Origin of the sequence: Opitutus sp., assembly GCA_024998815.1 — a bacterium.
Taxonomy (GTDB): domain Bacteria; phylum Verrucomicrobiota; class Verrucomicrobiia; order Opitutales; family Opitutaceae; genus Rariglobus.
The window spans coordinates 1378325-1401261 of the sequence record JACEUQ010000002.1 but is presented as its reverse complement, the minus strand read 5'-3'; the positions used below and the strand labels follow the sequence as shown (position 1 = coordinate 1401261).

Annotated in this window: 17 protein-coding genes; 11 read left to right on the top strand and 6 right to left on the bottom strand. The window is 60.5% G+C overall.

Annotated features, from left to right (window positions below):
• Positions 1 to 217: 217 nt before the first annotated feature.
• Complete coding sequence (locus tag H2170_13970; GenBank protein MCS6301182.1) at positions 218 to 1471, bottom strand: ISL3 family transposase; 1254 nt, start codon at positions 1469 to 1471, stop codon at positions 218 to 220.
• A gap of 76 nt (positions 1472 to 1547) precedes the next feature.
• Between H2170_13970 and H2170_13965 the strand changes: the two genes are divergently transcribed.
• The 5 genes from H2170_13965 to H2170_13945 all read left to right on the top strand — a co-directional run bounded on the left by H2170_13965 (position 1548) and on the right by H2170_13945 (position 7100).
• Entirely contained in the window at positions 1548 to 3041 is a 1494-nt protein-coding gene (locus H2170_13965; GenBank protein ID MCS6301181.1) for a hypothetical protein, read from the top strand.
• 221 nt (positions 3042 to 3262) lie between these two features.
• On the top strand, positions 3263 to 3898 hold the full coding sequence (locus tag H2170_13960) for a hypothetical protein (protein MCS6301180.1): 636 nt from the start codon (positions 3263 to 3265) through the stop codon (positions 3896 to 3898).
• Between the two features lie 615 nt (positions 3899 to 4513).
• Complete coding sequence (locus tag H2170_13955; protein ID MCS6301179.1) at positions 4514 to 4873, top strand: hypothetical protein; 360 nt, start codon at positions 4514 to 4516, stop codon at positions 4871 to 4873.
• Positions 4870 to 6336 (top strand): IS21 family transposase, encoded by a 1467-nt coding sequence (locus tag H2170_13950; GenBank protein MCS6301178.1) that lies wholly within the window; start codon positions 4870 to 4872, stop codon positions 6334 to 6336. The genes H2170_13955 and H2170_13950 overlap by 4 nt, the downstream gene beginning before the upstream one ends.
• A complete protein-coding gene (locus H2170_13945) occupies positions 6333 to 7100 on the top strand; it encodes an ATP-binding protein (protein MCS6301177.1) in 768 nt (255 codons plus the stop codon). The genes H2170_13950 and H2170_13945 overlap by 4 nt, the downstream gene beginning before the upstream one ends.
• 397 nt (positions 7101 to 7497) lie before the next feature.
• Here the strand turns inward: H2170_13945 and H2170_13940 are convergent, their stop codons facing one another.
• From H2170_13940 to nagB, 3 genes are all read right to left on the bottom strand, one after another.
• A complete protein-coding gene (locus H2170_13940; GenBank protein MCS6301176.1) occupies positions 7498 to 8352 on the bottom strand; it encodes a PIG-L family deacetylase in 855 nt (284 codons plus the stop codon).
• A 49-nt stretch (positions 8353 to 8401) separates the two neighbouring features.
• Positions 8402 to 9826 carry an ROK family protein gene (locus H2170_13935; GenBank protein MCS6301175.1) on the bottom strand — a complete coding sequence of 475 codons (1425 nt, stop codon included), beginning with the start codon at positions 9824 to 9826 and terminating at the stop codon, positions 8402 to 8404.
• Positions 9827 to 9901: 75 nt separating this feature from the next.
• Positions 9902 to 11818: a glucosamine-6-phosphate deaminase gene (nagB, locus tag H2170_13930; GenBank protein MCS6301174.1), complete on the bottom strand. Its 1917-nt coding sequence runs from the start codon at positions 11816 to 11818 to the stop codon at positions 9902 to 9904.
• A 130-nt stretch (positions 11819 to 11948) separates the two neighbouring features.
• Here nagB and H2170_13925 point away from each other — a divergent pair, with 130 nt between their 5' ends.
• Positions 11949 to 12833: an AraC family transcriptional regulator gene (locus tag H2170_13925; protein ID MCS6301173.1), complete on the top strand. Its 885-nt coding sequence runs from the start codon at positions 11949 to 11951 to the stop codon at positions 12831 to 12833.
• A 576-nt stretch (positions 12834 to 13409) separates the two neighbouring features.
• Here the strand turns inward: H2170_13925 and H2170_13920 are convergent.
• Both H2170_13920 and H2170_13915 read right to left on the bottom strand, forming a co-directional pair.
• A complete protein-coding gene (locus H2170_13920) occupies positions 13410 to 14999 on the bottom strand; it encodes a transposase (protein ID MCS6301172.1) in 1590 nt (529 codons plus the stop codon).
• Between the two features lie 94 nt (positions 15000 to 15093).
• A complete protein-coding gene (locus H2170_13915; protein ID MCS6301171.1) occupies positions 15094 to 16188 on the bottom strand; it encodes a transcriptional regulator in 1095 nt (364 codons plus the stop codon).
• A gap of 386 nt (positions 16189 to 16574) precedes the next feature.
• Here H2170_13915 and tadA point away from each other — a divergent pair, with 386 nt between their 5' ends.
• From tadA to H2170_13890, 5 genes are all read left to right on the top strand, one after another.
• Entirely contained in the window at positions 16575 to 17702 is a 1128-nt protein-coding gene (tadA, locus tag H2170_13910) for a Flp pilus assembly complex ATPase component TadA (GenBank protein MCS6301170.1), read from the top strand.
• A 142-nt stretch (positions 17703 to 17844) separates the two neighbouring features.
• Positions 17845 to 19371 (top strand): secretin N-terminal domain-containing protein, encoded by a 1527-nt coding sequence (locus tag H2170_13905; GenBank protein ID MCS6301169.1) that lies wholly within the window; start codon positions 17845 to 17847, stop codon positions 19369 to 19371.
• On the top strand, positions 19368 to 21125 hold the full coding sequence (locus H2170_13900) for a type II/IV secretion system protein (GenBank protein MCS6301168.1): 1758 nt from the start codon (positions 19368 to 19370) through the stop codon (positions 21123 to 21125). The genes H2170_13905 and H2170_13900 overlap by 4 nt, the downstream gene beginning before the upstream one ends.
• A gap of 23 nt (positions 21126 to 21148) precedes the next feature.
• Complete coding sequence (locus H2170_13895; GenBank protein MCS6301167.1) at positions 21149 to 22039, top strand: pilin; 891 nt, start codon at positions 21149 to 21151, stop codon at positions 22037 to 22039.
• Positions 22040 to 22108: 69 nt separating this feature from the next.
• The gene (locus tag H2170_13890) at positions 22109 to 22924 is read left to right on the top strand and encodes a prepilin-type N-terminal cleavage/methylation domain-containing protein (GenBank protein ID MCS6301166.1); all 816 of its coding nucleotides are present in this window, start codon (positions 22109 to 22111) and stop codon (positions 22922 to 22924) included.
• Positions 22925 to 22937: the final 13 nt, after the last annotated feature.

Sequence of the window (22937 nt, the reverse complement as noted above, 5' to 3'; positions counted from 1 at the left end):
AGCGAAGCCGGAAGAAGTACCAACCCCAAAGCAACTCAGGCAGTTCCTTCGCTCCCTTCGAATACTTCGCGAGACAATCGGGTTTTATCCGACATCTTGAATGTTACTACTTAGAGCCTGTCCCGAAAGCATAAAAACCTAGCAGTGAACTATTAGCATAAGTTTAATGATGCCTAAAGAGGGGTAATTCCCTGGTTTTGGTCAAAAAAAGGGTTCTTCACGGAATACTGTGGGTTAGGGCTGGGGGGAAATTAGGCTCGAGGTCGAGTTTACCACAAAAGAAAAGAATACGGGTGCGATAGTTTTCGAACTTACGGAAGCCACGAGCATCGGCTTTAATTGCTTGGATTTTTGAATTAAAACCCTCGGTGAGTGCATTCGAAATACGGTGCTTAAAGTAAGTCAGTAATCCGGCCAGATGGGCTTTTAGTGACTTTGCTACTTTTTTGACTCTGGGCAGGCGGCTACTCATAACCGAGCGATACCACAGCTGGAAGAAAGTATTACCCGCATCGGCGTTGGGTTGTCCCCAAAACTCGACCAGCTGCTCTTTATAAGCCCATGCCTTGGCCGTACGAAGATTGGACTCCAGCAGCGCCTCGAAGTGCTCTTTGCGGTCATCAGGAACGATGCCATGCAGCCAAAGAAAGCGAGTGCGTTTTAAGATGTCATCGCCTTTGGCAGCGAGTTCAGCGGCCTCATCCCGGCGGGTATGATCGACCGCCTCGTTCATAGGCTTTGAAACATGAAAGCGGTCGTGAACGATGTCAGCGTTGGGCGCGGCCTGGTGGGTGGCGGCGATGAAGGATGCACCCATGTCCATCGCGACGGCTTCAATCCCGTCAATTTGCTCCTTTGATAATGATGCCCAAAGCTTTAACCCACTCCCTGTATCCCGGCCTGGAACCACGTCCAGTACCCGCCGACCGGTGAGATCGGTCATCAATGAAACGTAGCTTTGACCGCGCAAAAAACTCTTTTCGTCTAAGCCAACTCGGGTGATGCCGTCGAGGTTTCGCCGCGCCAAGCCTCGCTCAACAGCCTGATCGATTATACGTTGTACACTATCCCAATGAAGTCCCAGCAACTCGGCGGCTTGGCTTAGCGATCGGCTAGAGGCGATCACGGCCACGGCAAAGCTTTCAAAAAGCGAGGTGAACCGCGAGCCTGGTTCGGCCCACGGCACGTGCATCGTTTTAACACCATGCTCCTCGCAATCGCAGCGGGGCACCGCGCACCGCAGTTCGAGTCGATATTGCATCACATCACGGTGACGCCAACTCCGCTCCTTCATTCGGTCGTAAATAGGCATCAACTGACCGCACACTGGGCACGGCACCTTGGCCCCGTCTGGCCATCGTAACCAGACCGTCACGTTTAGTCCGAGAATGTCTTCCTCCACTTTGGTTACTTCCCACGGTTCCGGCAGCAACAGCAACCGCCGGTAATGTTCATGTGCGCTTATGCTCATCTTTACTTTTTAGCTGCTTTTATGCCCGAACCCACAACAAAACGGGAAGAACCAAAAAAAGCCGCTATAATCGGCCATGAAGTCAAAACCCGTATCCGCCACCTCGGCCATTGCCCTGCAACGCTGGTTGCGTCCGGCGCTAACGCCAGTCGGTGCCAATAAAGATTACGCCGAGTTTCGCCAGCAATTGGAAGGACTCGACGCGTTGTTGCGTGGCAGCCACTTGGAGACGATGGCGATGGACTTTGCCAAGGCGGGGGCAGGCCAAGCCAGTGTCGCACAACTACGCCAGCGTATGGAGTTTGCGCTCAAAGCGTTACGCTTTGAAGTGTTGCGGGTGCATTTGGGCAACATATCCTTTCGCGAGCTTTCCCGTAGCATTGCCTCAAGTGATTTACTGGCGGATTTTTGCGGTGTTCGCACGCTTGAGGGAATCAAGGGGGCGTCCAAAAGTGTGCTGGAGCGGGCCTCGAAGTTTTTCACCGCCGAACAGGTGCGCTGGATGGGGCAAGTGTTGGTGGAGATGTGCGGCGAGAAGGATCGCGCCACTGAACTCGGGTTGAGCGCGCCGCTGGACATGGATGTTTGCCTCATCGACGGCACGTGCTTGGAGACCAACATCCACTTCCCGGTGGACTGGGTGCTGTTGCGTGATGTGTCCAAGACTTTGCTCAAGGCCATGATTTTAATCCGCCGCGCTGGACTGCTCCACCGTATGCCTGAAGAGCCGGAGTGCTTTGCCAAGCAGATGAACAAGTTGTGCATGTCAATGACCCACGCAGGCCGCCGCAACGACGCCAAGCGCGCGCGTAAACAGATCCTGCGCAAGATGAAGACGCTGTTACGCACGATCGGAGAACATGCCCGCCGCCACCGCGACCTGTTGGCGCAGAAGTATAGCCAAACCCATTACAGCCAACGCCAAACCAAGCGGATAACCACCCGCATCGACGCTATGCTCGGCCAACTGCCCGCCGTCATCAAGCAGGCCCACGAGCGCATCATCGGCGGACGCCCGGTGCCCAACGACCAAAAGATCCTCAGCGTGCATGAACTTGATGTGAACGTACTGGTTCGCGGCAAAGCAGGGAGCCAAGTCGAGTTTGGCAACTCGTTGCTGTTGAGCGAGGCGCTCTCCGGTTTAATCACCGACTGGCAACTCTACCAGGGCGCGGCTCCGGCAGAATGGTGCCAACTCGAGGAAAGCCTGGCGCGGCAGAACCGCTTTGACCTGAGTGCGCCGATTAGCGCGGTCGGCACCGACCGCGGCTTCGCCACCAAAAAAACTTCCGCAATGCTCAAGCAACAAGACGTTTACGATGCGGTATGCCCGCGTGATCCGCACGCGCTCAAGGAGCGTTTGAGCGAAAAACGCTTCGCCCAATTGCAGCGGCGCCGTTCGGCGACCGAAGCGCGCATTGCGATCCTCAAACAACGCCTCGGCGGACGCTTGCGCTGTAAAGGGTTTGCCAACCGCTACCGTTCGGTGGGTTGGAGTGTACTCGGTCACAACCTCTGGCTGGTGTCACGAATCCTTGCCGAGGAAATAACACTTCCGCTGGCCGCTTAATTCAATTTTCCGGCAAAAATGTGAATAACCCTGGGGCTCGCCCCGGCTTTGCCGTACCTTACTACCGCGCTTGGGGGCGGGAAAAATCGATTCGGGCCGCCGTTTAACGTCGCTGGGGTGATTCGTGCCACCTCGTTCGCCCGCAATCCCAATGGACCTCTGCGCACTTTTTAAAAATCCGGAAATTTGGGACAGGCTCTACTTATTACACAATCGAACCCATGACGATCAACTGTCCGTGCTTTGACGCAATTTACCTGTTCAGCTGGGCGCACCGTCCGGCGGTCGCCGAGCCGGTGCTGACTCTGCACCAGGCGTGGAAAGGCCCTGAATCAAATGACGGCGGTACCGTCCGGTTTGCCTGGTATGGCCGGGATTTATTGGTCCAGGCCATCCTGCCGGATCAGGATATATTCAATCCCGCCACCGCCTTTAATGAAGAAGCGTATTTGGTGGGCGATGTGTTTGAGGTTTTTATCAAACCGGTGGGCCAGGAGGCTTATTATGAATTCCACGTCACGCCGGGAAATCAGCAATATCAAGTGCGTTTCCCGCAGGATAAAGCCGGGGTGAGGGAAGGGGAAGTCCACGCCTTTACCTTTATGGATCTGCCGATCGCCAGTGGGGTGGCGATTAATCGTAAGAATAAACAATGGACGGTCTGCGCCCAGATTCCTCTGGGGCCGTTGAGCGAGCACGAAGCCGTGCGGGTGGGCAGCGAGTGGCTGGTTTCCTTTTCGCGTTATGATTATACGCGGACTCCCACCGGTCTGGTGATTGTGAGCGGCGAGCGGGAAAGCGTCTATTTCTGGCGGTTAGGAATGCACTTCTTCTTCGGTGGATCTTCTTCCCCTTAAAAAGAGTAATACTCTTCTTCCGTGGGTGGGTTTTCTTCCCTGTCCGGCTGGGGATATGAGGGGTGCGAATGGGTGGAGATTGAACCGGCGGGACGCTTGGCGGATGCACAGCGATGCATCCAACCGGTTCACGCAAGTGTTTGCACTGTGTCGATTTCTTTCTGCCCGACGCGCATAACCGCGAGCGTCAGCGCTACTGCGGGAAGCCGGGATGCCGACGGGCGAGCCGGGCGGCCAGTCAGGCCAAATGGTTGGCGAAGCCGGAGAACCTCGACCACTGGAAAGGCCCAGAAAATGTCCAACGGGTGCAGGAGTGGCGGAAGGCCAATCCGGGGTACTCAAGGCGGAGGGGGCCGCGACGGCGGGTGGCGTTACAAGACATCCCAACTACGCAATCCGTTGTGCACCAGCCTAAAGCCGAGCCGGTCGCCGAGGTGGCGTTACCGAATCCCTGCGTGCCGTTACAAGACAGATGGGAGTCGCAAAACCCTGTGCTCGTGGGGCTTATCGCGCAGTTCGCCGGAGTGACGTTACAAGAGGACCTCGAACCCATGCTGCGACACCTGCAATCCCGGGGGCGGGTGATCCTGGGCATCGACGTCCAGCCGCCCGATTATGCAAAAACAACCGATCGATCGCGAACAACTCCGGCGCACGCCGGCCCAGTTTAGCTGGCTGGACCACCGGCTGGTGCGGGGCAATTACCTGGGGCGGGCCAGTGCCCCCGCCTGGGGCCTCTATCTGGTCCTGGTCACCGTGGGCGACGCCGACGGGCTGAGTTACTACGCCACGCGCACCCTGGCCCGGCTGCTCACGCTCAGCGAGGACGGCCTGGTCGAGGCGCGCCGGCAGTTAATCGAGGCCGGGGTGATCGCCTACGCCGCGCCACTTTACCAGGTGCTCTCCTTGGACCGGGGCAGGCCAACGCACACGCTGGCGGCAACGCCGCCGCCGAGCCGGGAGGTGGGCGCGTGATCGATTACGAACTGTATTGCCGGATAAAACAGGCGGAGGCGGCCGGTCACAGTGCGCCGCAAATCGCCCGCTCGCTCCAGTTGCACGTGCAGACGGTGAGGCGCTGGCAGGCGCAGGAAAAGTACGTGCGCAGCCAGGCCGCGCAGGTGCCTAGGCCAAGCAAGCTCGACGTGCACAAGCCGGCGATCGCGCGCTGGCTGGAGGCCCATCCGTTCACCGCCATGCAGCTCTGGCAAAAGGTGCGCGAGCGGGGGTACACGGGCGGGTATTCAATTTTGAAAGACTACGTGCGGCGGGTGCGGCCGAGGAACCTGGAGGCGTTTCTTACCCTCAAGTTTGCCCCCGGCCAGACCGCGCAGGTGGACTGGGGCAGTTTTGGCGCGGTGGAGGTGGACGGCACCCGGCGGGCTTTAAGTTTTTTCGTCATGGTTTTGGGGTACAGCCGGTTCCTGCATGTGGAATTTACCCTCGGGCAGGGCCAGGAGTGGTGGCTGGGCTGTCACCGGCGCGCCTTTGAAAAACTCGGCGGGGTGCCGCGCGAGGTGATGGTGGACAACTGCAAGACGGCCGTCCTCTCGCATGTGCCCGGGACCGACCCGGTGTACAACGCCCAGTACCTGGACTTTGCCCGGCACTACGGGTTTACGATAAAAGCGTGCGGGCCGGGGCATCCGCAGTCCAAGGGCATGGTGGAAAACGCGGTGGGTTACGTGAAAAAAAGCTTCCTTGGCGGGCGGCAGATGAACGGGTTTACCGAGCTGGGGCCGGCCGCCAGCTTGTGGCTGGAAACGGTGGCCAACGTGCGCGTTCACGCTGAAACCCAGGGCCGGCCGGTGGACCGGCTGCCCGAGGAGCGCGCTGCGCTCCTGCCGCTTAACCCGGTGGCCAGTCCGGCGGTGCGCACCTTAAGCGTGCGGGCGTCGCGGCGGTGCCGGGTGAGTATCGAAACGAACCGCTACTCGGTGCCCACGAAGTTTGCCGGGGCGCTACTCACCGCGCAGATCGAGGGGGCGCAGGTGAGGTTTTATGCGGACCGCACCCTGGTGGCCGAGCATGCCCGCAGTTTTGCCCGCCGCGCCGATGTGGAAAACCCCGAGCATGTGCGCGAACTCGAGGAGCGCAAACGGCAGGGGGCGCGGCAGCGCCTGCGGCTACGGTTTTTGGAACTGAGCCCGGCGGCACCCGCCTACCAACGGGGGCTGGAGGAGCGCCGGCTCAACGCGGGACACCACCTGGCGACTATCGTGGGTTTGGTGGCCCTGTATGGAACGGAGGCAGTCGGCCGGGCGATCGAAAGCGCCCATGAACTCGGCGCCTACTCCAGCGATTACATCCTCAACTTGCTCGAACAACGCGCGCGGGCCTTGCCGCAAGCCGGGCCGATCCACCTCACCCGCGCCGACGCGTTGGCCGCACTGGAACTCGAACTGCGTCCCCCGGATTTAAGCCCCTATACCCAATGAAAACAGAACCCGAAAAACCCGATTTATTAAAAGACCAGCTCAAGTATCTGAAACTCGGTTACCTGTTGCGTCACCACGGCGAACTGACCGCCGAGGCGGCCAAGGCGCGCTGTTCGCACGCCGAATTTTTACGCCGACTGGTGCAGGCCGAGACCCAGGACCGCCAGATCCGGGCGCTGGAGCGGCGCATCCAGGCAGCGCGCTTCCCGGTCAAGAAAACCGTCGACCAGTTCCAGTGGGACTGGCCCAAGGAGTTGAACGAAGCGCAGGTGCGGCACCTCTTCGAACTGGGTTTTGTGAAGGAGCGCACCAACGTGGTGTTTTGCGGTGGTGTGGGGCTTGGGAAGACACATCTCGCGAGCGCGTTGGGCTACGCGGCCTGCCAGGCGGGTTACACGGTGCTGTTTACGACGGCGGTGGACGCGATCAACGCCCTGGTCACCGCCCAGTCCCTGCACCGGTTGCAAGCCGAGTTGAAGCGTTACATGACCCCTGCGGTGCTCGTGCTCGATGAGGTCGGCTACCTGCCGCTCGACAAGTCGGGGGCCGACCTGCTCTTCCAGATCGTCAGCCAACGCTACGAACGCGGCTCGCTGATCGTCACCACCAACAAGGCCTACAAACACTGGGCAGGGATCTTTAACAACGACGCTGGCATCACCGCGGCGATCCTGGACCGCCTACTGCACCGGGCCCAGACCGTCGTCATCGAGGGCAAATCCTACCGCATGAAAGACCGCCTGGCCGACGAACCCGCAAGCTGACCAGTCTCGAAAGCCGGCCCCTGGCGGGGCCGGTCATCGGCTTTTACGACAGGTGATTTTGTAACCGCCAGAAATAGACGGTGTTCGCGCCGCCGCTCACATGGTGATTGAGAATTATTCATCTTCCCCGCACCGGGAGCTTTCGTTTCACCGCCAGCAGGAGTGGTCCCGCGTACGGCTTGGTTAAATCCGAGCTGAAAACAAAAGCTCTTCGCGATCCCGTTACGTCACGGAGCCAAGAATCTGGCCGCCTGCACGGCGTAGCGGGACGACGGAGTCGTTTCGAGTCGGAGGGATGGACTAGCTTCTGTTGAACGCACGGAGCGCCGAGCTTCAGCTCGGCCTGAGCGGGCCCCCGCCCAAAGGCCTCGAGCCGAGCTGGAGCTCGGCGTTCCGGTTACCCGCCCAGCCGCTGGATGCGACCGGTTACATCGGCGCGTAACCGGTCGATATAGCCCTGCGTGTAGCCGGCCAGATCGAGCGTCGGCGCGGTCACCAGTGGCGTCAGGTCCATCGCCCAGGTGATGCCCTCGGTTTTGTCGGAGGCGTGCGAGGTGTGATAAGTGGCGTTGGCCGCGCGTCGGCCGATCGTGGCCAGGTCGTAGCGTTTGCCGCCGCTGATCTGGGAATCGAACACCTTTAACAAATCCGCGGCCAGTTCGAGCCGGCGGCCGGAATCGAGCGCGACCTTGTCGGTGTCGATCATCCAGTCGAGGTCGCGCCAGACTTCGCAACCGAGCACGCGGCGCGGGCGGCGCTCCACGGGCAGCGCCCGAATCGCCTCCAAACACCGCGCCAGCACGCCGATGTGGGTGTCGTGTTTGTCGGCGGGTTGGTGCAGATAAACCACCTCGGGCTGACAGCCGGCGAAAATCGCCAGCAGGTCGGCGGCGACCCCGGGTTGCCCGGGGCGCTTCACCTCGGCGCTGGGGTGGGCGAGTTGAATCTGGATCGCGTAGCTCCCGAGATCGGCGGCCTTGCGCTGTTCGAGGCGGCGGATGTCCTGCATCTGCTCGTCGGTGTAGGCGGCAAAGGGACCGGTGCGGGAGGAGCCGGCGCCGTTGGTCACGACCACCCCGCCGAAGGCCTTGCCTGGGGTGTCGAGGCAGTCACAGATGCCCGCGTGGGCCATGATCTCGATGTCGTCCTGGTGCGCGCCGATGCACAGGTGGGTGACCTTGGCGAGCGCGGCGGCGGGCGGCAGCGCGCCACCGGGGACATAGACGTCGGCTTTGGGATGGGAAAAGTTCATCGGGAAGGGAGCTAGGAGCTGGGAGCTTTGAGTTGGGAGTTGGGAGGTTTTAGCAGGACGCAAGGTTAGCGGCTGCGCAAACGGGGGTGAGGGCGGGCAGGCTGGCGGCGGCGACCGCCTGGCCGTGGCGTTTATCTTTTTCGTCGGGCATGGTCAGGCGCAGCCCGGCGGCGAGTTGCGGGAACTCGGCGCGGAGGACTTCGCCGGCTTTTTCCAAAATCACTTCGCCTCCGCTGCCCGTGGTCACGCGACCAAGGACGAGCAGGTTGCGGAGCTCGTAAAACTCGGCGTAGTGGGCGATCGAATAACCGAGCATGACGCCGATGCTCTCGTAAATGGCCAACGCCCGGTCGTCGCCGGCCGCCATCGAGGTCTGCACCACCACCAAGCGCTCGGCCAGCGGCATGGCCTCCGAGAAGACGATGCCGGCGCGTTGGGCCAGGCGGTTGACGCCTTGCTGGGAGAAATATTGCACGCCGCAGCCCCGGTCCCCCGACCACTCGTCCACCGCCGCCTCCTCGGCGTAATCGATCGGAGCAAAGGCCAGCTCGTTTAACCAGGGGGTGATTCCTCCTGAGGGGGTGACGTAACCGCCCGCCATACTGGTGCCCATCGACACGCCGAGCACCGCGTTGTCGCCCAGCGACATCGAGCCGGCCAGGGCGGTGACTTCGCCGTCGTTGACGACCTCGAACGGGATGCCGTTCCAGCGCGTCTGCAGGTCGAAAAACATCCGGCGGATGTTCGCCTCGAAGCGGTCGCGGGGTACGCCGCGGAACAGCGAGGCGACGCGGACCTCGTTGTTCACATAAACGCCGGCCGAGCTGCCACCAATTGCGTCCACCCGGGGCAAGTGGGCTGCGGCGCGCAGTAGGGAATCCTGCACACCCTCGATGTGGTAGGTGGGGTCGGCCTGGAAATACGGGTCCCAGCCGATCTCCTCGGAGAACACCACTTTGCCGTCGATCAGCGCGGCCACCTTGCGGTCGCTGCCACCGAGATCGAAGCCGATGCGGCAGCCGTCCAAGTTGCGGCCGATCGGCAGCCCGGTGGATTTTTCCTGGGGCAACTCGTCCCAACCACAGGCCTCCACCGCGAAGGTTTTGCCGTAAACTTCGTCGCCCATGAAACGGTGATCAAAGGCCCGCGCGCCGGTGGGCGAGTAGACCTCATTGAGATGAGCAGCGACCTCCGCAGCCCCGGCCAACCGCACGCGGCATCCGCCGCGCTGCCAGAGCAGGAACTTGAGCAGGCGCTCCACGTACCGGAGGGTGAGGGCGGCCTGGGGATGGTTGGCTGGCAGCACCTCGCCTTGCCAGACCGAGGCTTCGCCGTCGGCCCGGACCAAGGCGAGTGCGAGTGCCCGGCGGTCAGGCGTGGCCGCGACCACTGACTTATAGGCCCGGTTCCAGAGCACCGCCGGGACAAATTCCGTGTTGAGCGTTGGGATAAACTGAGGAGAAGTTTTTAACATGGGAATGAATGAGGGAAATGGGGGGTGTGGAGTTGCGAACAACGCAGCGGGGCTGGGGAGCGGTGACGGCGGTGGTTAGCGGGCGGGAGTCCAGCGGCTGAAACCCTCGATCGCCTCGTAGTCGGCCAGGCCGAGCGCGTCGTAGCTGTGGGAAAGATCGCGGTTCTGCTGCTCGGCCTGCTGCCAGGGCTCGCGCAGACCGGAGGCCAGCGCCGAACTGCTGCGCTGCGAGCGGTGCGGGAAAATCGCCTGGGTTTTTTGGCCGAGCTCGCGCGGGCTCAGCGGCACCACCATGTCCACCTCAGCCACGCCCCAGGGCGTTTCCAGACCGCGGTACAGCCAGACGCGGCAGTCGGCCTGCCAGGTTGCGCTGGCGAGTTGCCCCAGGGCCTGGCGCACCAGGTCAAAACAGACCGCGGTCACCGAGGACGGATCGTCGCGTTCGCCGGTGACAAAAATCTGGTGCGGCTGAATCTCGGCGAGCACCGCGGCGATCGCCTGCAAGTCGGCGGCAGCGGGCTTGAATTGGCGGTAGCGGCCCTGCTCGTAAAAGGGCAGGTCCAGGAAGCGGATACGCACCGCGCCCACGCCGCAGGTTTTGAGCGAGGCGCGCGCCTCGCCTCGGCGGATTAGGCCTTTGAGGCGGCGAACTTGGGCGGAATCGCCGGAGAAGGCTGACTTTTGGCTGATCTGCATACTCACGACCTGGGCGAAGTGTTCCGCCGGGCCGGTTTGGCCGGTGAAACTGCGGGCTAGGTCGGTGACGAAATCGGTGGCCATGAGCGCGTCGGCGTCGGGCACCGCGAGGTTGCCCGAGGTTTGGTAAACCACCGTGACCTGGTGGCCCTGATCGACCAAGCGGCGCAACGTGCCACCCATGCCGAGCATGTCGTGAGACGGCTCCGGGCTAAACACGATGACGCGCTTGCTGGCCGGCTCGGCGCGCTCCGGCCGGTGGGTGTCGTCGGCACCGGGTTTGCCGCCCGGCCAACCGGTGATGGTGTGCTGGAGTTGGTTAAAAATGCGGATGTTTAGCTCGTAAGCCGAGCCCTGCTCGGTGAGCAGATCGGCCATGCCATGCTCGCTGTAATCTTCGTCGATGAGCTTGAGCACCGGGCGGCCGACCTTGAGCGCCAACCACACCACGGCGCGGCGGCTAAGCTCCGGGGTCCACGTGACCGCGCCAACCAACCACGGGTGGCGTTCGCGGGTGAGGGCAGAGGCGGCGGAGTGATCGACGTAAAAGCTCACGTTCGCGTGGCCTTGCAGGAAGCTGGCGGGCAACGTGTCCACCGGTGCGCCCTCGACGGCCTGCGCGAGCACGGCGGCTTTGGGTTCACCCCAGGCCAGTAGCACGATACGGCGGGCATCGCGAATGGTGCCAACGCCCATGGTGATGGCGTGGCGCGGGACGTTGGCCTCACCGAGGAAGTCACGGGCGGCGTCGCGGCGCGTGAGGCTGTCGAGGGTCACTAGGCGGGTGCGCGAATCGCGGCTCGAGCCGGGCTCGTTGAAGCCGATGTGGCCGGTGCGGCCGATGCCGAGCACCTGCAGGTCGAGCCCGCCTGCGGCGACGATTTTTTCTTCGTAGGCGCGGCAGGAGGCGAACACGTCGGCGCGGGCGACGGTGCCGTCAGGCAGGTTGATGTTGGCTGCCGGAATATCGATGTGGTTAAAGAGCTGCTCGTGCATGAAGCGCCAGTAGCTCTCCGGGTGGTCGCGGGTCAGCCCGTAGTATTCGTCGAGGTTGAAGGTGGTGACGTTTTTGAAGGACAGGCCCTCCTCGCGGTGCATGCGGATGAGCTGGCGGTAGAGGCGCACTGGGGTCGAACCGGTGGCCAGACCAAGGACGACGCCCTGGCCGGCGGCGGCGCGTTGGCGGATGAGGGCGGCGATCTCGTTGGCCAATTGCAAGGAGGCCGCGTCGGCGGCGGGGAAGATCTCGGTCCGGATGTGTTCGCGCTGTTGGGATTCGGTGAGGGGAGTGGTCATAAAAAATAAGAGGCTGGCGGTGGAGGGGAGGGGGGAAGTGGCGGCCGACGGGCCGGTGATTCGATGCTTCACACCTTAGACTTTTGAGTTCATTCCGTGAATAGCCAAACCGACTCTAAGTTTAACAAAAATGACAAAATTAAAAAAGCAGGCGTTTGACCGGTTGGCGGTGATTGCCCGGCGCTTGCCCAGCCCGGCCAGCCCGCTCCACGGGGTGCGGCGCACGCCTCCGCCCTTGCCAGAGAACATCATCTGTTTTCAGCGCCGATCGGGGGACGCGCTAAACCACCCGCAAAAAGGCCGGGCGATGCACCATCGTCACGTGCTGATCGTGCCCTTGCGCGGTCAGGCGGTGGTTTGCGCCGAAGACGTCGAGCTACCACTCGGGCCCGGCGAGGGACTGGTGATCTTACCCTACCAGTATCACCATTACCTGCGGCCCGACCGGCGCCTGCACTGGTTATTCATCACATTCGAGTACGCCCAGGGCGTGGCGATGGAGCCGCTCCGCCAGGTGGTGTTTCCGGTGAGCGCGGAGCTGGCGGTGCAACTGGCCGGGCTGCTCAGCGCCCACCGCGATTTGGCCGACCAGGGGATGCCGGAGCTGCGGCTGGCCCTGCTCCTGGCGGAACTCACCCCGCCGCCCGGGCGGAGTGGCGCGGAGGCCAAGCCGAAGGCGCGGCTCGACTTGAAGGTTAACCATGCCGCGCAGCAACGCCGGCCGACCGCCCCGTCGATCCGCGAGTTGGCGGGCGACCTCGGGATGAGTCAGAGCAACCTGCGCACGCGCTTCCGCGCTTCCTGCGGGGTGAGTCTGGGCCGACACATGCGCACCCTGCGCCTAGAGCGCGCCAGCGGGTTGCTGAAGATGAGTACGATTCGCGTTTCCGAAATCGCCGAGCAATGCGGCTTCGCCTCGGTTTTCAGTTTCAGCCGGGCGTTTAAACACCACTACGGGGTCGCCCCGACTGAGTTCCGCGCGAATCGCCCCGCGGTTCAGGCCGGTTCCACGTAGGCAATGAGCCTGGGGTTTGGCCGATTCTTGATCGGTTTTTTTTGGCGAACAGCGACAAACGGAGCGCCTAGCTCCAGCTCGGCGCGGAAAACCTTGGCCGGGGACGGCCAACTCTAGTGTGCCCGGCATGGGCGTGAACTAAACATATGAAACGAAATGTTCGGACTAAGTGACAACAACAGTAGCCAAGACCAAGGCGGGCCTCGCGAGGGGCTCAGCACGAAAGAAGGTGGAGGCAAAGACACGGCCGTAGGAACACGAACAGGCAGCGAGGCCTTGATGCGGGCGATGAGCGTGCTTGGAAACGCAAAATCCAACTGTCACCGAAAGACGCATCGGGTAGAACCTGACGGAACGGGTCGAAAGTTCACGCACCTTACCCGGGGAGATCTCTGGCGCGAGAGCGCTGGAGAAGTCAGCAGAGGCCGTAGTAGTGAAGACGCTTGGGGAAACCCAGGAAGAGCGAAGGGCCGAAGGAGTCAGCCTAAATCCGGCAATAGAAAGTGCGGCCGGCGGGCGTTGCCCGTCGGATAGATGAGGGTGGAGAGTGCTGCGGCAGGCTGAACGGAAGCGCGATCAGCTTGGGGCGGTGGCCAAAGGCGGTTCAGGGCCGAGTACAGGGAAGTTTTCCTGTAAAATCCTCGCTACGATTTGCCCCCAGCGCTGGGCGACACTCCATTGCTCCGCATTATGAAGGATACCATGTAACCATCTGGCCAGCTTTGTGATGAGTTCACTCAGGCGAGGTGCCTCGGCATGGCTCAAGCGCACGTCCAGGCGGCGTTGACCGGAGTGTTCGCTCTGCCGGGTCGCTCCGCAGAGCAGACGGGGACGTGTACTCACCGCCTCGTGGTGCTGACCGGGTTGAAGCAGGCGGTGATAGAGCGTCCACCAGTTGTAAACCAGTGCGGCCAAACGCGCGGCGTGCTGACAGGAGTTTAGCTCCTGGGAGGTAAACCCCGACCAGCTCCACTGGTTCTTGAGCTCGTCGAAGGGGTTTTCCGCGCCCCCACGTTCCCGATACAGGGTGGCAAGGGTAAGGATCTCGTAGGGCAGGCTCGTAACGAGGATCTGATGTTCGTAGATGATCGGCTCGCAGGCGGCCGCGTCGGGGATGTTCAGCAGCAAAGCGTGGTCGGCTTGCTCGCGCACGAGGCGGCGGCGGGCCCGGGGGTGGCGTTGGTCGTTGAGGCGACGGCGCAAGACCACCACACGTCGGGCCCGGTTCCAGCCTTGCAGGCGCAGGCAGCTTTCGCAGCCCTGCCAGCCTTGTCCGGCGTCGGTCCAAGCGGTGGTGGTGGTGCGTTCAAGCGCGGCCACCAGCTCGCGGGCCTTGGCGGTGCGGCGCAGTTTGAACAAATAGTTGAGTTTACGCGCTTCAGCTTCACTGAGCAGCGCCTCCTGGCCATAGGCGCAGTCACCGCGCAAAAGATGGGGCCGGCGCTCGGCTGGCAGTCGGTCGATGAGCGCCCACAGCCCCGCAAAACCATGTCCGGCGGCGGATTGATCGCCGGGGTGCACCTCCACGTCCAGACACAGGCGCAAGGTGGCGATCCAGTAGGTGTGGTAGGCGTGGCTGGGGCGTCCGGGCTTTTGCGGGTTATAGCCGATGCTGGCACCTTCCTGACGTCCATAGATGGGCTTGATGGTGACATCGATGTCGAGGATCCACTGGTTATCCAAAAACCCATGACAGGTTTGGTCGAGGTGACGCCGCAACCAGTCCTGCCCCTGCTCGGCACCGATGCGAGCCAGCGCCCGGCGCACACAATCCTCGCTGACAATCGACTTAAGTCCGAGCAGGCTCGGGGCAATGTCGTCGCCGCGCAGGGCCGCGAGGTGCGCGTAGCGATAGTGCCCGGAGAGCATCCCCAAAAGCAGGGTTCCAATCACGTCGCGAGGGCGGTGTGCGCGGTTGCTGCTGTAACAAAGCGGCGTGTCCGCAACCAGTGCCTCGAAGCCTCCTGTCGCACACAAGTACTGCGTGAAAAACACCAGTGCCCCCAAGGGGCTCACCGGCAACTCTGGGGCGAACTGCGCACGAAAACGTCCTCCGGGTGTATCCACAATCAACACCTCGGCGGCATCGCTTGGCGTTGCCTTGTGATCAGGGTTTTCTGACTCACCCTCGGGGTGAGCTTTTTCCGGCGGTAAAAACGGCGGCATATGACAGCCAAACAATCACCTGCGTGATTTTTGGCTAGTTTCTATTGCCGGATTTAGGCTTAGACAACTTTTGCTTCCCCTTTACTGCGTCCGATCAGGTGGTGTTGCCTGGTTCCAAAATACCGGTCATCGAGATGCTCTGCGGTGTTCCTTGACGAAGTAATGCTACCGCCTTGGCACCCATCTCTCGGAAATCGAAGCGAAGTCGGCTGATTCCGGTGTTGTCGCTTACCGAAGTGCCCATCACGCAGAGAACGCCCGCGTCGGCCGGAAGGTTCCAACCTTCTGCCCGTATTTCCGCGCATAGCCGGACCGCCACGTGATCCTCCGGCACGATGAGGGCCGCACGGGTGTTCCGTTTGAGACTTTTACTGATCACACCCATGTCTGCAGGAACTCGGGGCGTAAGCTTATCCCTGCAACCCAGCAAATCGACGATGGACTCCAATTGCGTGAGAAACTCCTCTACGGCTGGGTCGCCTCCAAACGGCTGCACGGGAATGATTTGGTTAAACCCCTTTCCCAGCAAGTGGGTGATCGCCAGCATGGCGGCAGCAGGGAAATCGGCATACACATTTCTTATGTGCAGGTCGGCCGGTGCCCGGCGATAGAGCAACACCGCCGGCTGCAGTTTGCGCGATACCTGCCTGAGCGCTTCATCGTCCCAGATGTGATCCAAAATATACCCACCCGAGGATTCGCCATGATGGTTAAGAAAGTGCTTTAAAATCGCCTTTTGCTCAGGGGGAAGTGCAAACGACGGCGGCGAGTTCAGATCAGGATGGTTGACCAGTAACTCGTCGTGCCAGAGCAACATTGTGCGGCGTTCTTTGCCACAACCCGTGCTGATTCCCTCCAGAAATTCACGATACAGCGCACTACGCAACTCCACTCGCCGGATAAGACACGCCAACGGCTTAGGACGTTCCAATGAGGCCCGCGCCGAGATCGGATAAAACCGTCCGTTGACCGGATGTTGCCACAGAACGCCCTCCGCGACGAGCCTCATCAAGGTGCGAAATATGGTCGTGCTGGCGCATCCAAATTTAAGGCCCAGCGCACGGGTCGATGGAAGTGCCGTTGCACCCGGAAGTTGGCGTTTAAGAGCTATAATCTCATCGAGCAGGGTCGTCTCATCCACTTCCGAAGGGGTATTCGAGGAGGCCGACTTCGACAGTGTTTTCTTCATGCAACATCGAAAAATTAAACACCTCTGCATGCAACACAATTTGGTCATGTTGCAATAAAACAGCTTGGTACTGGGTAACAAAAACCATTGGTTGGTTTTTAAAACGAAGGCAATGGGGTGAACACCTACCCTCCTCATGTCGACCACCAACATAAAATTTTTAAGTCCCTGTCCCTCATTTCCGTAGTCGCAAGCCGAAGCGAGGTTCAACTTTCACATCTCCTCATGAGCCCCCCTCATTTTACGCCGACTACTTCGGGAAATCAGCTAAGCCTCTTCCCAGGCTTGGCTGGTTTCCTGAAGACTTCTGCCTGGGGCGCTTGGTCGGGTAAACCACGCCGTAAATCCCGCTCGTGTGTGCTATGTCTCCACGACTTATAGACTGCTTGCTGAAAGGCCTGCAAATGGAGGCCTCGGACTGGCATTTCACGGCCGGTAGCCGTCTGTGTTGGCGGGTGTTTGGGAGCGTGGTGTGGTCGGAGAGCGAGCTTTGGTCGGAGCAGGAAGTCTTGGCTGCCTGGCAAGCGCTTTGTCTCGAAAAGGCGAGTAGCGTGCCGTTGCGCGACCGGTCCCGAAGTGCTGACGATCGCACGATTTCTTTTCAATTAGACTCCATGCCGGTGCCGCGCCGTTTCCGCGTCCATGCCAAACGCTGCGAGACTGGTTTTAGTTTTAATTTACGCTTGATTGCGGAGACCGCCGCGACCGTCGATCAGCTGCAATTGCCGGCCGCCCTGGTGGATCTCGTTACCACTCGTGGCTCAGGGATTATTTTGGTCACGGGTCAGACCGGTTCGGGTAAATCCACCACGTTGGCCGCATTGATTGAACTGCTGAACCAGACCCAGCCGATAAAAATCGTCACCTACGAGGCACCCATTGAGGTGATCTTTAATAACCGCCAGGCCTTGGTGCAGCAGCACGACGTGGGCGATCTGGCCTCGTCCCACGTGAGCGATTTTGTGGATTCGGCGAAATCGGCCATGCGTGAGGATCCAGATGTGGTGATGTTTGGGGAGCTTCGCGACAAAGCCTCTATCTCTATGGCGGTCGAGGTTGCGGAAACCGGGCACCTGGTTCTCGCCACGTTGCACACCGGAGACGCAGCCACCGCCATCAGCCGCTTGGTCTCGGCCAACGACATGGGCGACAGTGCTTTTTGGAAATCCAAAGTAGCGTCCCAGCTCATCGCGGTCGTCTCCCAGCGCCTCATTCCGACGCGCTCCGGCAAGCTGAGGGGCAATTATGAACTCCTTATCTGCAATACTGCGATAGCCAACCTGATACGGCAGGAGGATTATGTGCAAATTTCCAGTGCGATGGGCCTGGGTCGCTCCATCGGCATGCAGTCGTTTGACGATCATTTGGCGGCCTTGGTGGCCGTGCGCGATTACACACCTTCCGAAGTTCTCAAATTCGTTCCCGTTCCCCAGGAAACTCTTAGAGTTCTGGTGACCAAGAACTTGGTGAACACACGGGAAGAAGCCGAGCTAAAGAAAAAATATGCGCTTTAATTGTTTAAAACGCGGGTTGTTGGTCACCTTCGCTCTCGCCGCGACTTCTCTGTCGTTTGCGCAAACCCGCGAAAGAGTGGAAACGGCACTCGAAGCACCCGTGACCCAGTTTGTGGTCTCCAACGCTCAGCCTATCGCCGGGGTGATCGACACCCTCTCGCGCACCTACCGCATTCCCATCGTCTTGGACGCCGAAGTGCAGGGCTCGGTCACGGTGCGTACCTACGATACCACCTTGCGTGGGGTACTCGATACGCTGTGCCGCTCGAATGGCTGGCATTACAGCATCGAAGGCAGCGCTGATTACACGTTCGTTATCGTCCGGCGCTTTATCACCCGGATTTACTCGGTTGATTATATCCAGCTGCAGCAAACGGTCTCCTCCTCGGCCAGTGTCTCGGTTTCGAGTGGTACCAGCAGTGGCGGTGGCAGCTCTTCCGATTCTTCCGGTTCTTCCGGTTCCTCGGGCTCCAGCTCGGGCGGAGGCACCGGCAGTTCAAGCGTTTCCCTGTCATCAAGCACGGAAACCGATTTTTGGACCCGTTTTGAGACGGATGCTCGTGCACTGATCAAGGCCGACGAAATAGTGGTGGTCAACAAGTTCGCAGGCGTCCTTCAAGTGCGCGCCACCCCGGAGACGCATGCCCAGATCGAAACTTATCTCAATTCCGTGATGAAGCGGGTGCGCCGCAGTGCCACCATAACAGTGCGACTGTTGCGCGTTGACCTCAATGATTCGAACAAACAGGGCGTGAATTGGGATGTCACCGCTTTCTCTATTGGTTCAGGGAACAATTCCCCGAAGATCGGCCAGCCTTTCCGAGGCGATGCCGGTTTCTCCGGTTTTGGCTCAGACACCAATTTTACGGGATCAGTCGGCCCGGCCCAACTCCCGGGCGATACCGTGCGCGCAGTCGTTTCCTCGGGAAAAGTATCGGCGCTGATTTCAGCCTTGAAGGAACAGGGCAACGTCACCGTCGAAAACCGCACCATCGGTTGGTCGCTTAACAACCAGACCACGTTGGTTCAAGTCTCCGATGACCGGCCGTTTTTCACGCGCACGTCCGAGACAACTATCAGCAACGTCGCAGGCGGCAACACCTCGGGCTCCTCCACCAGCTCAAGCACTTACCAGCAGACCAATATCTCCTTTGGTGCGATCTTGGAAATGACCCCCCAGATCGACGACAACTTGGTGACTACGCTCAACATCGCGCCGTCACTCACCGATTTTAAGGGGCTAGTGCAGTCTCCCGACGGTTTTTCCACCGCTGCGAACGTGGGGGTGCGCCGCCAGCGTTCCACCGTGGTGTTGCGCAACGGGGAAACCGCCGTTTTGGGCGGCTACATCTCCGACACCAAGGGGTCCAAGATGCGCGGTATACCCGGTCTTTCTTCCATCCCATATGTTGGCAGGCTCTTCCGCACGGACGCCACGATTTCCGAGCGCAGTGAGTTTGTCATTCTGGTCACCGTGGAGGCGCAGGATCTTCGCCCGAGCAGCCCGCGCAACGTCGTGTTGCCCGGCCCCGGCGACAGCATTTCGCCGCGCATGCGACAGCTCATGAATGAACCGATCAGTACAGGCACCGGCGGCAAGTCGGATGTGATCGCCGATCCGGTCGCAGCACCACCCGCTCCCAATAACCTCCAGTATATCGAACCATGATGCCTCAGACTTCAGCCTCATCTTCCTCCGAAAACCTGCTCACCCACGCCGGGCGTTGCTTGTGCAAGAGCCTGCGGGATCGCGGCCTGACCAATGCACAGGTGGACAACCTGCTAGAAGAATACCGCAGCCGAGAGGGCAGCCGCGCCTTGTCCGAGATGTTTATCGAGCACGGCTTCGCCACCGAACGCGAAATCGCCGATTGGCTTTCCAAGGCTCACGGCTTACCTCTAGCGGCGAGCGAGGATTATCTCGTGCAGGCCGATGTCGCCCGGGTCCTTTCCCGTGCCTTGTGCCGCCAGCGTGGCGTGCTGCCCGTGCGCCGCGAGGCGGGAAAAGTCGTGATTCTGTGTTATGACCCCGAGGTGTCCCAGTTCGCCCAGGTCACCCAGGCGCTGACGCAGCACCCGCACCGCTTCGTGATCGCTCCGCGCAGCGACATCCTCGCGGTTTTGGACGCGCTCGATGCCCCCACCATCCGCCTTGAATCGGAGAACGAGTGGGCCAGTTTTGTCGAAGCGCAATTCAAGGAGATGTCGCTTACCCCGGGTGCCTCTGACTTGCACGTCGTTCCCGAGGAGCACACCGTGCAGATCAAGTTCCGCATCGACGGCAAACTGGTCGCTCGCCGCACGGTCGCCGGCGAGTTCCGCGACCGCCTCGTCACCGCGCTTAAGTTGTCCGCCAACCGCGCCGAGGACGGCCGCACGCTGCTCAAAGACCGCCTCGGCGGCATCGATGTGGCCATCCGCACCCGCCCGCAGGATGGCAGCGCCGTGCGCCGCTACGGCTCCAAGCGCATGGGCCTGCGCTACAGCTTCATCCCGACCCTGCATGGGGAATCGGTGGTGGTGCGCTTTCTCGATCAAGACGCGCAGGTGGGCGACCTCGCCTCGCTGGGCATGTTGCCCGACCACGTCGAGCTCTACCGCGCAGCGGTGCGCAAGGCCGACGGCCTGATCATCAATTGCGGACCCACCGGTCACGGCAAGAGCACCACCTTGGCGGCGGCGGTGCAGTACATCGACATCCATAACAAGCGGGTGATCACCATCGAGGATCCCGTCGAGTACCGCCTGCGCGGCGTCACCCAGATCCAGGCCAACATCTCCCCGGACATGGGCTTTGCCGAAGTGCTGCGTGCGCTCATGCGCCACAACCCCAACGTCGTCATTCTGGGTGAAATGCGCGATCCCGAGACGGCCAAGTCGGGCCTTTCCCTTTCCAACACCGGCCACCTCCTGCTCACCACCACCCACGCCAACACCGGCTTGGGCGGCATCATCCGCTTGATCGATCTGGCGGTGGAGCCGGCCATGGTGGCGGCCTCCATCCAACTCCTACTGGGGCAACGTCTGGTACGTCGGGTGTGCATTCATTGTCGCCAAACGCATTCTCGCCAGGACGAGCTGATGGAAGAACATGGCGAGACGCTGGAGCGCGCCAAGGCGGCCAAGGTCATCCGCGGTCCGCTCGGGTTTTTTGAAGCCGGCCCGGGCTGCGCCGCTTGCAACCAGACCGGGTTTCGCGGGCGCATGGCCATTCTCGAATTGCGCAAGCCCGACTCCGTCCTGCGCAAGCGCATCAGTGAGGAGAAACACGAATTCGACCTCGCGGCGGCCGAGCGTACCTTTGTCGATTCATTTTTGGCGGGTCGTCTGAGCGACCGCACCTTGCTCATGGACGGCATGTTTAAGGCCGCCATGGGCTGGACCACGCCCGAAGAAGTCTTTTCCGCCTCCAGTATCGAATAACTTTCACCTCCACCCTCTTCACCATGCACACCCGACTTCGTCGCCGCCCCCTTCAGCGGGGTTTTACGCTCATCGAGATACTCACCGTTCTCGCCATCATCGGCATTCTCACCGCCATTCTCATCCCCGCAGTGTCGAAAGCACAAGAGCGCACTCGATTGACGGCAACGTTGGCCGAAATTCGTTCGCTCACATTGATTGTCAGCGAAGCGGCCACTCAGCTCGGCGGTACGCTACCGCTAACAGAAGGCCTTCAGTTCACACCCAATGTCATAGGAACAATCAAGTTTTTTCCAGCTAGTCACACTGAACCACCTCCGGAGGATCTTATCCCCCATAACCGACAAGTCGGCCAGAACGCGAGTAGGCTACTTACGCTCGATCTTGTGTTGACTAGTTTAAAACCAAGCCTAATGGACGGTCTTTGGACAACCAAATTTGGCGGGGGGCGCCCTCTGACTCCCTTCATTCAGCCGGCACTTTTCTACAATCCCGATTTACGGCGCTTCGAAAAAAGAGGGCCCGTCCTTGACCAAACTCAATACACTGTGGTCGGGGTAAATGCTGGTGACGACTCATCCAACAGATCCCGGCTCGAGTGCGCTAGGATGGTCTCACGGACTTTGTTCGACATCACCAACCCGCTCCTTTCCGATGTCGTCACTTCCTACGGCATCAATTTCGACTTGGATGGTAACGGTGCTTTTATTGCCGAAGCGTTCAATTGCGCCTATGTGGTCTACAAAAGAGTCTCTACACGGGATGCCTATGCACTGGCACGCGAACTAAACGGGAATCTTTTGATGGACGATACGGCACCGGGCGGCGTCGCAGCGCAGAGTCGCGGTAAGGTGATCTATGGTGCATCCAATGGCGGAGTTGTGGATGTTTACGTGTTCCTCGCGCAGTTCTAAACGCCCCGCCTCACAGTCTTTCCCTTTATTCAATTTCTCCAATTTCTCCAAAACAGGAGCAAAAAAAACATGAAAAAATACGTTAAAAAAACTAATACTACTCAGGGTTTCACTCTAATCGAGATCCTGACTGTCCTCGCCATCATTGGTATCCTCACCTCGATCTTGATCCCGGCCGTTTCCAAGGCGCAGTCCCGCGCCCGCGTCACCTCCGCCGTGGCTGAGATCAACTCCGCCCGTACCGCCGTTGTCGAAGCCGCCGCCCGCAACGGGGGCACCTTGCCGCTGACCGAGGCTACCACGAACGATATCGGCTATGCTGCTACGGACTTCTCTTCAGCCGCCGATAGAACAAGGACTGGCGATGCGGCCTCTTTTAATGCTGGTGCCCGCTTGGATCAGATGTTGTTGAGTATGAATCCGGCCGTGCTGGATAGTGTATTCACCTCAAAATTCGCTCCTGGCACCAACAATGCTTGGCCAGCTACCGCTGGTCGCCTCACGTGGAACTCCATCTCGGGCACTTGGCAAACTACCAACCCCACCAACGTGGCTAACTGGGCTGCCACCGTAAGCCAAGCCACCGCCACCCGTATGGAGTGTTCTGTGGTAGATGCAGCGTTCGTCTTGGCGAACGGTCCGGCGAACGGCATCAACTTCCTGCTCGACGGCACCACCTCCCTTCCCAACGGCAGGTGCGCCTTCGTCGTCTATCCCAAAACGCCTGTTAACGACGCCCGTTCTCTGGCCTACGATTTGAACTCCTCGTCGTTGATGGATGATGTGAACCCCAACGTCCCTGTGGCTCAAACCCGTGGTCGCGTGATCTATGCCGCGCCCGTCGGTGGTGTGACCACGGTGTACGTCTTCCTCGCTGTATTCTAAGCCACTCGTTTAT

What these genes read in the sequence shown, in the direction of transcription:
- H2170_13955 (MCS6301179.1), top strand. Translation starts at nt 4,514, where the DNA reads ATGCAAAAACAACCGATCGATCGCGAACAACTCCGGCGCACGCCGGCC.
- H2170_13935 (MCS6301175.1), bottom strand. Translation starts at nt 9,826, where the DNA reads ATGTTAAAAACTTCTCCTCAGTTTATCCCAACGCTCAACACGGAATTT.
- H2170_13900 (MCS6301168.1), top strand. Translation starts at nt 19,368, where the DNA reads ATGATGCCTCAGACTTCAGCCTCATCTTCCTCCGAAAACCTGCTCACC.
- H2170_13920 (MCS6301172.1), bottom strand. Translation starts at nt 14,999, where the DNA reads ATGCCGCCGTTTTTACCGCCGGAAAAAGCTCACCCCGAGGGTGAGTCA.
- H2170_13890 (MCS6301166.1), top strand. Translation starts at nt 22,109, where the DNA reads ATGAAAAAATACGTTAAAAAAACTAATACTACTCAGGGTTTCACTCTA.
- H2170_13965 (MCS6301181.1), top strand. Translation starts at nt 1,548, where the DNA reads ATGAAGTCAAAACCCGTATCCGCCACCTCGGCCATTGCCCTGCAACGC.
- H2170_13925 (MCS6301173.1), top strand. Translation starts at nt 11,949, where the DNA reads ATGACAAAATTAAAAAAGCAGGCGTTTGACCGGTTGGCGGTGATTGCC.
- H2170_13895 (MCS6301167.1), top strand. Translation starts at nt 21,149, where the DNA reads ATGCACACCCGACTTCGTCGCCGCCCCCTTCAGCGGGGTTTTACGCTC.
- H2170_13960 (MCS6301180.1), top strand. Translation starts at nt 3,263, where the DNA reads ATGACGATCAACTGTCCGTGCTTTGACGCAATTTACCTGTTCAGCTGG.
- H2170_13945 (MCS6301177.1), top strand. Translation starts at nt 6,333, where the DNA reads ATGAAAACAGAACCCGAAAAACCCGATTTATTAAAAGACCAGCTCAAG.
- H2170_13970 (MCS6301182.1), bottom strand. Translation starts at nt 1,471, where the DNA reads ATGAGCATAAGCGCACATGAACATTACCGGCGGTTGCTGTTGCTGCCG.
- H2170_13915 (MCS6301171.1), bottom strand. Translation starts at nt 16,188, where the DNA reads ATGAAGAAAACACTGTCGAAGTCGGCCTCCTCGAATACCCCTTCGGAA.
- nagB (MCS6301174.1), bottom strand. Translation starts at nt 11,818, where the DNA reads ATGACCACTCCCCTCACCGAATCCCAACAGCGCGAACACATCCGGACC.
- H2170_13940 (MCS6301176.1), bottom strand. Translation starts at nt 8,352, where the DNA reads ATGAACTTTTCCCATCCCAAAGCCGACGTCTATGTCCCCGGTGGCGCG.